7 protein-coding genes and 1 pseudogene are annotated in these 7807 nt (G+C 64.4%); 7 read left to right on the forward strand and 1 reads right to left on the reverse strand.

The window, feature by feature from the left end:
* The 5 genes from PMI02_RS03630 to PMI02_RS03650 form a co-directional block, all read left to right on the forward strand.
* Positions 1-256: hypothetical protein (locus tag PMI02_RS03630; RefSeq protein ID WP_007678907.1), on the forward strand; the 256-nt coding region annotated here is incomplete at its 5' end.
* Positions 257-270: 14 nt separating this feature from the next.
* On the forward strand, positions 271-462 hold the full coding sequence (locus PMI02_RS03635; RefSeq protein WP_007678910.1) for a hypothetical protein: 192 nt from the start codon (positions 271-273) through the stop codon (positions 460-462).
* Positions 463-528: 66 nt separating this feature from the next.
* Positions 529-978 carry a hypothetical protein gene (locus tag PMI02_RS03640; RefSeq protein WP_007678918.1) on the forward strand — a complete coding sequence of 150 codons (450 nt, stop codon included), beginning with the start codon at positions 529-531 and terminating at the stop codon, positions 976-978.
* 107 nt (positions 979-1085) lie between these two features.
* Complete coding sequence (locus tag PMI02_RS03645; protein WP_007678920.1) at positions 1086-1502, forward strand: hypothetical protein; 417 nt, start codon at positions 1086-1088, stop codon at positions 1500-1502.
* Positions 1499-1933, forward strand: a complete 435-nt coding sequence (locus PMI02_RS03650; protein WP_007678930.1) for a hypothetical protein — start codon at positions 1499-1501, stop codon at positions 1931-1933. Before PMI02_RS03645 ends, PMI02_RS03650 begins: the two co-directional genes overlap by 4 nt.
* Here the strand turns inward: PMI02_RS03650 and PMI02_RS03655 are convergent.
* Positions 1930-2271: a hypothetical protein gene (locus PMI02_RS03655; RefSeq protein ID WP_157222357.1), complete on the reverse strand. Its 342-nt coding sequence runs from the start codon at positions 2269-2271 to the stop codon at positions 1930-1932. The two genes, PMI02_RS03650 and PMI02_RS03655, sit on opposite strands and share 4 nt — an antisense overlap.
* Before the next feature lie 56 nt (positions 2272-2327).
* Between PMI02_RS03655 and PMI02_RS03660 the strand changes: the two genes are divergently transcribed.
* Together PMI02_RS03660 and PMI02_RS25730 are read left to right on the forward strand one after the other, a co-directional pair.
* Positions 2328-7211 (forward strand): hypothetical protein, encoded by a 4884-nt coding sequence (locus tag PMI02_RS03660; RefSeq protein ID WP_007678936.1) that lies wholly within the window; start codon positions 2328-2330, stop codon positions 7209-7211.
* A pseudogene (locus PMI02_RS25730) lies at positions 7208-7807 on the forward strand (hypothetical protein); the annotation flags it as partial. The gene PMI02_RS03660 and the pseudogene PMI02_RS25730, both read left to right, overlap by 4 nt.

Here is a 7807-nt window from a genome sequence, read left to right on the forward strand (position 1 = left end):
CCGCCAGCCGCTGAAGCGGGTCGGTTTCGTCCGGCAGACGGACCGTGTGGCTGTCACAGTACGTGCCGTCAGTGTGCGTGAGCGCAAGGCCGCGATCGGCGCCATCCGGGCCGCCTGTGCGGGCAAGGTTGGCGACATCGGCGGAGCGCTGCGCGTTTCTGTGCGGACTGCCGGATTGGGGCCGAGCCTCAACGGGCCGGGCAACAGCTTCGAACAGACCCAGGATTTCCGCGTCAGCTACGACGCGCCCGTTTGAAAGAGGAGACCATCATGAGCACCAACAAGAATGCCTTCATCATCAGGGATTTCAACGACGCCGGCACCGAGGAGAAGTTCGTCGGCGGCTCGGTCGTTCCGGTGAGCGAGGGCGCCTTTATCAATTACAAAGGCGCCGGGCTCGTCCGCGAAGCCACCGCCGCCGAGGTCGCCGCTGCAAAGGGCGAGGCAAAGCCCAAGGCCTAACACGTTCGTTCGCCCGCGCGAGCAGTTCCCGCCGGATAATCCGGCACCTTCACCAGGAGTACTACCATGACTTCCAGCACTGCCGCGGGCACCTCGATCGCCATTTCGGCGGCCGTTCCCGCAACCCAAGACGCAGCAGGCTATGCCGCGCTGACCTATACCGACATCGGCGGCGTCGAGCAGATCGGCGCGATCGGCGCCACGACGAACAAGGTGGAATTCCAGCCCCTCAAGGGCGCCAAGGAAAAGCACAAGGGCTCGACCGACTACGGCTCGCTCCAGCCTTCGCTTGCGCACGATGAAGCTGACGCTGGCCAGACCCTGCTGCGGACCGCTTCGGAACCGACCAACAACGCGCTCTATGCGCACTGCGTCACTTACCCGAACGGTGCGAAGCGATACTTCCAGGCCCGTGTGTTCGGGTACCCCGAGAACATCGGCAATGCCGACAGCATCATCATGGTGAACCCCACGATCGAGATCAACACGAGGATCGTGAAGGTCGCCGCCGCCTAACACCCGCTAGCTACCCGGCCTGCGGGCCGGTTTCGAATGCACCGGCCCGGCCCGTTCTTTCGCGGGTGGCGGGACGGGTCGGTGCGCCAACCTGCGAAGGATTTTTCATGGACATCACGACCCAGTCGGTTTCCGACACCGCCGCCATCCACATCAAGGGCCCTGACGGCAACTACCTGTATGATGACGGCAAGCCTGTTCGCATCATCGTTCACGGCCCCGCCTCTTCGGTTTTCGCGGAGCTTGAGGACCGTCAGGCCAACCGCGCGGTGAAGCGCCTGAACGACAACGACGGCCGGCCCAACGTCGCCCCGATCGCGCAGCGCGAAGCCGAGGTTGCGGATGACCTGGCCTCGATCACCGTAGCTTTCGAGAACCTCGACTATCCGCCGGCGGCCGAGAAGCACGGCAAGGATCTTTTCCGCGCGCTCTACGCCGATAAGAAACTCGGCTTCATCGGTGTGCAGATCCAGAAGGCACTGCGCGACTGGGGAAACTTCAAGGGCGCATCGACCGTGAGTTGACGCTCTACGTCCGGCAACTGGCGTGGCTCAATGCCACGCCAAAACCGCCGGAAGGAAGCAAGCGTGCGCAGGCGAAGGACTTGCCGCGGGCACTGCCTCGGGCCGAGCAACTGAAGAAAGATCGCATCGTTCCGCAGATGCCCCCGAATCCGGCGCCGCATATCCTCTCGCGGTTGTTCGAAATCGGGCTCACCGAAGCCGCCGGCATGGGTGCCGGGCCTCTCAGCTGGCAATCGATCAAGGCCTGGCAGGACGTAATCGGAGTTAGTTTGTCCCGTTGGGAAGCCCGCCTTCTACGCAAGCTGTCAGTGGAGTACCTCGCCGAGGGTCACCGTGCCGAAAGCGAGAATTGCCCGCCTCCATGGCGAGCCGAAGTTTCGGCCCGCGAAATGGAAGTCGAGCTGGCGCGGCTGCAGTTGGTCCTCGGTTAAAACGCTCGTTTAGCGGGGGCTGGCTTCAGCTGGCATTTGCCTGACGTTGTCGATTTCTTGTCTCCGATGGTGACATCGCGTCGCAAATCCAGGGTGACGCGATCTATGACCCAGACGCTCTCCTCGTCGAAGATCCTGACCTCCTCTGGTGAGAACAGGGCGTTGCGGGAAACGACGCGGCCAAGCGAAGGCATTACGATCGTCGCTGCTCGCCCTCGCTCGTCGAGTGACATTTCTACCTCTAATGACCATTCGCCATCGGTATTGACGCACCTGAGGTAGGTCGGAGCCGAAGGCGATCCGGCCGCCAACATCAGCATCCCCACCGTTCCAAACATCAACATTTGACACCCCGCCGCGTTATCCGTGGCGGGTCTTTAGCATGGAGGCTCGCATGGACGAAGACGGCGCGTTGCTGTCGGTCGGCTTCGCTCTCGACCTGTACAATTCGTTTGGGCAGCTGAAGACCCTGGACGACCTGATCGGGGCCACTGCGGCTGACGCCGTGCGCGAGCTACGCAAGATCGAGACCGCGACGATGGGCGCGGTGAACCTCACTGGAGCGACCGCCCAGATCACCGCGTTCGGCAATGCCGCTTCCCGAGAAATGCAGACCGCCGCACGCGAGATCGCGAAGGCGGAAAACGCAGGGGAAGCACTGGCGCGCCAGATCGAGCGGCAGACCGCAGCGTTCGGCAAATCCCGCAGCGAGCTTCGGGGTATGAAGGTCGAGACGGCGGCGCTCGCTGCCGAACAGGCCGGTCTTACCGAACTGGCGAACCGTCTGATTGAGGGCGAGATTGCATTGCAGGCGCGCGAGGCTCAGGCGGCGGAGCGTACCGCCCAGGCGCGTATCAGCGCGGCCGATCTCGCCGCGCAGGCCGAAGTAGCCGCGATGCAGGCTGTGAACTCGCAGCTCGCCGAGCGTGCGCGACTGGAAGCCACGCTCGAGCGGTTTACAGGCGTGAACCGCGTTCGGGCGACGGATGCCGGCGCGACGTTTTCCGCCCTCGCCACACAGGCCGCAGAGGAGGAAGCGCGGGCTGCTTCCGCCGCCGCGGCCGCCACGCGCCGCCACGCTGACGAACATGAGCGCCTCGCGGCGATGGTGCGTGGTTCTCATTCCGCGCAGATGGCCGACGCGGAAGCAGCGGAACGCCTGCGAATGGCTACCGACCCGCTGTACGCGGCCACCAAGCGGCTGAATGCGGAGATCGCGGAATCCACGCGCCTCTATCATTCGGGTGCGACCGCCCCGGCCGAATATGCCCGGCAGCAGGAAGTATTGCAGGGTCGCCTGTTGCAGACGGTGCAGGCGCATCAGGCGATCGACCAGGCCGTGGGCAAGAACCGCGGATCGATGACCCAGTTGTCGTTCCAGGTGAACGATATCGTCACCATGGCAATGTCTGGGGCGCCCATATTCCAGATTTTCGCAACTCAGGCCGGCCAGATTTTCCAGGTCGCGCAGATGGCGGAAGGCGGCATAAAGGGCTTCGTCGGCGAGCTGGCGGGTGCCGCTGTAGCGCTTGCACCCTTCGCTCTCGCCGCTGGCGTGGCCGCTGGTGCCTTCGCCCTGTTCGATCGCGCGGTATCCGATGGCGTCGACACGGACGCGATGGTCAAAAGCCTCGGCCTCACGCGGGCGGAGATCAAGCGCCTGAAGGACACGTCGGTTGATGCCGGCGACGTCGTCACGGCGACGTTCCAGGTGATGGCAGAGCGCGTGGGCTTGCACATGGGTGACATGAGCAAGTGGTGGGGGCAGGCTCTCGAGTGGATGACCAACACGGGGCGAAATGCCCTTGCTTCTCTCTATGCCAATTACGTCGGGACCTTCCGGGCGATCGGTTCGATCGTGCGTGACGTGTTCTCCGGCAAGGGGCTGGGTGAAATCGTCAGCAATGCCAAGGGTCAGTGGGACCAGGCATATAACGAGGCGAATGCAGGGCTGAAGCGCTTCGGACAGGACGTCACCAAGCAGATTGCGTCCAACAAGCTAGCGGATCTGCGCAAGCAGGCGGCTGTCATCAAAGCTGATCGCACCCCTAAGAAAAACAGCGATGATCACGCTGCATCGCTCGCGCGCGAGGCGGCGGCGACCGAAGCGCAGATTCGCAATCTCTACTCGCTGGCAGATGCCTATCAGACGTCCGGCGCAGCGGCGTTGATCGCCGAAGCCCGCGCCAAGGCGGAAAGCGAAGCGATCAAGAAGCGCGGTGACATCGATGCCGCCGTTGAGCGCCAGATTCGTCTTTCCATCGCGCAGCGCACCGCCGACGGCGCGAAGGGTGTGGCAGGGCTTCGTGAGCAGGCCGACGCGCAGGAGCAGGTGAACGGCCTGGTGGCTATGGGGCTGGTGCCCGCAGAGCGCGCCCAGGAGCTGGTGCAGCAGCGTATTGCGGATCTTCCGTTGCTGCACGCGATCGAGGTTGCTCAGCAGCTTGGTCTAGCTGCTGAAGCAGCGAAAACGACCAAGGTATTGCAGGCTCAGTGGGCGGTCCGGGAGCGACTTTCCGACGCGACGCGGATTGCACAAGCCAACACGACAATGGCCGCTGGTGTCTCTCGGATCGCAGATTTGCAGGAAGAGCTTCGGCTCGTCCATGCAACGGACATCGAGCGCACACGCGGACTTGCCCTGTTGAAGGCCATTCGCGAGGCAGAAAAGCTACCAGTCGGCATCCGCGAAGATTATATCGCTCAGCAGGTTCAGATTGCCGATCTCGAACTTCAGCGTCGTATCCAGACCGAGGCCGTCAACGACAGCCTGCGTTATCAAGGCGACTTGCTGGCTGCCATCGCCGACAACGTCAGCATTGCAGGCCGCGGCATGGCTGACGCCTTTGGTGCCGCTGGCCAGGCGCTGGGCGATCTTGCTTCCTCGTTCGCCGGATACCTCGCCGATCAGGAACGCCTGCGCGCTGCGCACAAATCGCAGCTCGCGGTGATCTCGGCGATCAAGGATGAAGAACTTCGCGCCCAGCGTACCCAGCAGGAAAACGCCCTCTTCGCGACCCGCAACCTGACGACGCAGGTAGGGCTTTACGGCGACATGGCGTCGGCCGCGAAGGGCTTCTTCAAGCAGGGGTCGGATGGCTACCAGGCCATGGCTGTCGCCGAAAAGGCTTTCCGCGCTGTCGAGTTCGCCTTGTCCGTGCGGGCCATGGCGCAGGACGCTATCGAGACCGCGTCCTCGATCGCCCGGAGTGGTGCACGTACGGCGACCAAGGCGGTAGAGGCTGTGGTCTCCGCAATCTCGTCGCTGCCGTTCCCGCTCAACATCGCCGCCGGCGCCGCGACGATCGCAGCGCTGGCATCCATCGGCGTCGGCATCGCCGGGTCCTTTGGCGGGGGGAAGAATAACCTGCCCAAGGCGAACGATGGGACGGGCACGGTGTTTGGCGACGTTACGGCGAAATCGGAGAGCATCAAGCGTTCGATCGATGCACTCAAAGACGTCGATACCGTGATGCTGACCTACTCGCGGCAGATGGCGGCTTCCCTCCAGTCGATCGAGAGCCAGATCGGCGGGTTCGCCTCTCTGGTCCTGCGCACCGGCGATGTAAACGCCTCGGCCGGGGTCAACACCGGTTTCGCGCAGGACGCGACCGGGAAGGTGCTGGAGGGCCTGATCACGGGCGGGGGCATCCTGTCCAAAATCCCGATCGTGGGCGGCATCATTGGCGGCATCGGCAAGCTGATCGGCTCGCTGTTCGGCACCAAAACCAAGGTGGTGGGTAGCGGCCTCTACGGCGACTCCCAGTCGCTGGGCGACATCCTGTCGAGCGGCTATGACGCGTCGTATTACAGCGACGTCCAGAAGAAGAAGAAGTTCTTCGGCCTGACGACCTCCACCAAATATTCCACCAACTACACCGATGCCGATGGCGGCCTCGAAAACCAGTTCACGCTGATCCTGCGCGGCTTCAACGATGCCATCCTGGCGGCCGCCGGACCGCTGGGCGCCGCGACGGACGAAATCCAGCAGCGGCTTAACGGCTTCGTGCTCAACATCGGCAAGATCGACCTTCAGGGCCTGACCGGCACCGAGATCGAAGAAAAGCTGACTGCCGTGTTCGGCAAGGCGGCCGACGAGATGGCCACGGCCGCATTCCCTGGCATCGAGAAATTCCAGGCGGTCGGCGAAGGCCTCTTCGAAACTCTGGTGCGTGTCGCGTCGACGGTGGAGAGCGTTACGTCTTCGCTCGGCCAGTTGGGCTCGTCCGCAGTGGTGATGAGCACCGAGCTGAAGATGTCGCTTGCTGCCCAGTTCGACAGCGTCAGCGACTTCACCAGCGCCGTCGATGGGTACTTCGAGTCGTACTACACCAAGGCCGAGCAGGCAGCGGCCCGCACCGCCCAGTTTGCCACGGTGTTCGACAGCCTCGGCGTGACGATGCCCGGCACGCTGGCCGCCTTCCGTCAGCTCGTGGAGGCGCAGGACCTGACCACGGCGGCCGGCCAGGCGACCTATGCCACGCTGTTGCAGCTGGCCCCGGCTTTCGCCGATCTGCAGTCCGCCCTGAACGGGGCAAAGAGCGCTGCCGACATTCTGTCGGAGCGCCAGGACCTGCAGCGCCAGATGCTGGAGTTGCAGGGCGACACCGCAGCTATCCGCGCGCTCGACCTCGCCAAGCTCGACGCCAGCAACCGTGCGCTGCAAGAGCAAATCTGGGCGGTGCAGGATGCCCAGGCGGCCGCCGAGGCTGCGGCGCAGTTGAAGGACGCTTGGACCTCTGTCGGCGACAGCATCATGGACGAGGTCAACCGCATCCGCGGCCTGACCGATGGCACCAGCTCGGGCAGCTTCGCTTCTCTGCTGGGCCAGTTCAACGCCGCCACGGCTGCTGCGCGTGCCGGTGACCAGGACGCAGCGGCCTCGCTGGTGGGTCTGAGCCAGTCGCTTCTGAATGTGGCCGGGAATACCGCGACGAGCCGGCAGGAGCTGGAACGCATCAAGGCTCAGACCGCCGCGAGCCTCGAGGCGACTTACGGTCTGATCGGCGCGATCACCGGCGCGACCAGTACGCCCTCGACATCCTCTGTGTTGTCGGCGGCGGCCACTGCTGCCCAGGCGGCGGGTACGACGGCCCCCGCGAACGACGATGTGGCGGCCGGCCTTCAGGCGCTGCGCGACGAAGTTGCCCAGATGCGGAATGAGAACAATGCAGGCCACGCCGCAAATGCCGGCAACAGCGGGCGCATCGCCCGTAAGCTGGACGATGTGACGTCAGCCAGTGGCGGTACTGCCGTCAGCGTGGCCGGCGCTGCATGATCGTAGTTACCCCTGCGGGGGAACAGATCGAGTTAGGAACGCTGGAGGCTACGCCGACGGTCGGGATCGTCGACTACAGCCGCCGTGAGACCGACGACTTCGGCGTCACGACGGTAGTGGAGCGCGGTTTCGCGCGGCGCATGTCGGTGCGTCTCGCGGTTCCGTTCGTCGGCGCAGATGCGCTGCAGCGCCGCCTGGCGGGCCTGCGCGCAACCTCCGCCCGGTGGGTGGCCGACGATCGCTTCCGAGCCCTGGACTTCGAAGGCTTCTACAAGGAATTCGCGCTCGACCTGAACGTGCCGCCGCTGAGCTGGTGCACGCTGACCGTCGAAGGGCTGGCGGCTTCCGATGTGGTGGCCGACCTTGGAGGAGACCCAGCGCCGGAAGGCGACCAGTCGACGCTGCAGCTGCTTCGCCCGGTTGAGCTGACGCAGGCCATGCTAGTCGGCTCCACGGTGCCGGCGGCCGACTATCCGGAGTGGTCGGCCGATACGGCGTATCCGCTTGGCGCCCGGGTGCTTCGCTCTGGCCTGACGCGGGTGTTCGAAAGCGTAGTTGCCGGCAATGTGGCCCACGATCCGGCGGCCGCCGCTCCC

Source organism: Novosphingobium sp. AP12 (assembly GCF_000281975.1).
Taxonomy (GTDB): Bacteria; Pseudomonadota; Alphaproteobacteria; order Sphingomonadales; family Sphingomonadaceae; genus Novosphingobium.